Origin of the sequence: Paraburkholderia sp. Ac-20342 (assembly GCF_017104985.1) — a bacterium.
Taxonomy (GTDB): domain Bacteria; phylum Pseudomonadota; class Gammaproteobacteria; order Burkholderiales; family Burkholderiaceae; genus Paraburkholderia.
Genome location: NZ_JAAGPQ010000201.1, coordinates 1 through 2,225 on the forward strand (window position 1 = coordinate 1; position 2,225 = coordinate 2,225).

Genomic DNA, 2,225 nt, shown 5'->3' on the forward strand with positions numbered 1-2,225 from the left:
CCAGCGATGCCTGAATGACGGGCTGGACGTTCGTTTTGATCCAGTCAGGAAGCCGGTGGCGTACGGCTTGCGTCCATTTGCTGGCTTGGCTGCGGCTGGATGGCAGTTCGCCACCGTCGTTGATCAGATCCGGTATCAGCTTGCGAATGTCGTAGGTCAGGTCAATATCTTCGGAGAAGCGATCGATGATCTTGTAGGCCTTGGACAAGGACGTACCACCTTTAAAGGTGAGATCGGCGGACAGGCTCGACTCGAAGAGCGCGCGGAGTGTCCACACGACCCACACGTCTTTTTCAAGCAGATGCGCAGGGCGCCCCGTTTGATCGCGGGCGTATTCCAGCGCTTCGCGCCGGTCGTCCGTGCTGAGACTGAAAAAGTTCTCAGCCATGCGCGGCTTCCTGACCGATCGCCTGAGCCATCCACGACGGTAAGATGGCTCGGGCGGACGTCAGCGTTTGCCATTCCGTTTCCGGAAGGGTGCGGTGCAGTGCCGCTAGAGAGCCACTGGCATGCGTCGGTCCCATCCAGGCCAGTGCGCGGATCGCGGCGCCAGCTGGCCCGTTACCCAAAGCCAGCATCCAGCAGGGGGCGTGTTTGACCAGCAACTCCGAGCGACCGAGTTTCAACTTCCGGGTACGTCCTGACGTCAGATAGACCTCCCGGGTCGGTACCTGCTGGGTCAAGCCGAGTGCATTCGCAGCACTGGCGCCGTGCGGGGCGATGGTTTCACCGCTCAGCTCCGCCATGGCCTTTACGACCTTCTCCGACGCAGGGGCGCGCGAGCCGAACCGGCTGGAAACGGGGGCCACATAGGTTCCACGCGCTACGCGTATAAGCTTGCCGGCTTTGCTGAGGCGCGAAAACGCCTGGTCAACCGCAGCGCGGCTTCCCAGATGCAGGAATTCTTTGGGCGACAGCACGCCGCCCTCGGGGAGGGAGCGGGAGTGGAGCAGTATGGCTTCGGGGAGCGTGTTCATGGATACCTCGCATGTCAGAAATTATACTTTATTTCTGACATGCGAGCAACGCTGCCGCCGTGCATGGGGGCAGCGGGTGTTGTGGAGGGGCTACCGGGGATCTCTGCCGGTGGGTAACAAATCTTCCGCCTTTTGGCCGGTTAGCTGATGAGGATGGTGAGCAGCTAAATTGGTATCGTTGGTTGTACGCTGACGGTGCGGCACGCTCATACGAGGCGAGAATACGGCTCGTGACTCCGTCGCCCCGGCTCTGCGACAATAGGATCTCGTCGCCCCATCACGCTCACCATGAAGCATTCGGATTTCTATATCGACCTCGAATTTCTCGGTCCGGCCGGCTTCCGTTGGCGCTGCTCCGATGTCGGTACACGCACGATCGTCGCTGTGCGTCTCGAGCACGACGATCCGAACTGGTATCGCGGGCCACCGTACGTCGCGACGGAAGAGGTGTTTGACGAACGGGAGATGGAGCGTTGCCATCTCACGCCGGAGGATGCAATTCGCGCAGCAATCGAAGAGGCGGATACGTCGGGCCATCCTGGCTATCCACATGACGTCGTCAGTCACATGATGCATGCTCGCTTCGAAGGGGCAAGTTCCTACCCGAACGGGGGCGTGCTGCGCTTCGACCGGTGCGGATTCGATGGCGAGATCCTGCACCCGTACGCTGGACGCAAAGATGACGAACAATGGATCGTGCAGCTCTATCTGCCGTTCCAGCGGGCATTCCTCGAAATGTCGGAGCGGGAGTTCATCGCCTTGCCGATCGCCACGGCTGCGAATGTGCGGGAACGCGCCAATCGGCAAGCCATTTGACCAGAAAACGTCGACGACTGTGGCCTTTCGCACTCGGCCGCGAGGGACATCACACGCGGCGACCGCTCGCCAGTGAGTCCCGCGGACGCAGGGTTGGCGACGTGTGTCGAGTTATCGCGTCATCTGTACGCTGAATCGACTAGATAGACGCCGCCTCTCGCGAAGGTTCGACTCGGTCGGTCCCGGGGGGGGGGCAGGGGGCCGTGCCTCAGCTGGTGCTGTATTGATGTAATTGCACCAGGCCTGCATCATTTCGCGTCGCTTCTCGAACATATCACTGCGGAAGTAGGCGGCTTCTGCCTTGTTGCTCAACGTATGCGCCAGCGCTGCTTCAGCGAGCTCGCGAGGGTAGGTGGTCATTTCGGCGCACCAGTCACGGAACGTCGACCGGAATCCGTGAACCGTCAGGTCTGAATAGCCGACCTTGCGCAG

General features: G+C 60.9%; 3 protein-coding genes and 1 pseudogene. 1 reads left to right on the plus strand and 3 read right to left on the minus strand.

All coding sequences use genetic code 11. The features are described from left to right. A partial coding sequence (locus G3N58_RS33710; RefSeq protein ID WP_206001353.1) for a nucleotidyl transferase AbiEii/AbiGii toxin family protein occupies positions 1 to 388 on the minus strand: 388 nt, incomplete at its 3' end. Then, positions 381 to 977, minus strand: a complete 597-nt coding sequence (locus tag G3N58_RS33715; RefSeq protein ID WP_167037927.1) for a DUF6088 family protein — start codon at positions 975 to 977, stop codon at positions 381 to 383. The genes G3N58_RS33715 and G3N58_RS33710, both read right to left, overlap by 8 nt. A 288-nt stretch (positions 978 to 1,265) precedes the next feature. Here G3N58_RS33715 and G3N58_RS33720 point away from each other — a divergent pair, with 288 nt between their 5' ends. Continuing rightward, complete coding sequence (locus G3N58_RS33720; protein WP_206001354.1) at positions 1,266 to 1,793, plus strand: hypothetical protein; 528 nt, start codon at positions 1,266 to 1,268, stop codon at positions 1,791 to 1,793. Between the two features lie 111 nt (positions 1,794 to 1,904). Here G3N58_RS33720 and G3N58_RS33725 read toward each other — a convergent pair. After that, positions 1,905 to 2,225: pseudogene (locus G3N58_RS33725) on the minus strand (hypothetical protein); the annotation flags it as partial.

What these genes read in the sequence shown, in the direction of transcription:
- G3N58_RS33715 (WP_167037927.1), bottom strand. Translation starts at nt 977, where the DNA reads ATGAACACGCTCCCCGAAGCCATACTGCTCCACTCCCGCTCCCTCCCC.
- G3N58_RS33720 (WP_206001354.1), top strand. Translation starts at nt 1,266, where the DNA reads ATGAAGCATTCGGATTTCTATATCGACCTCGAATTTCTCGGTCCGGCC.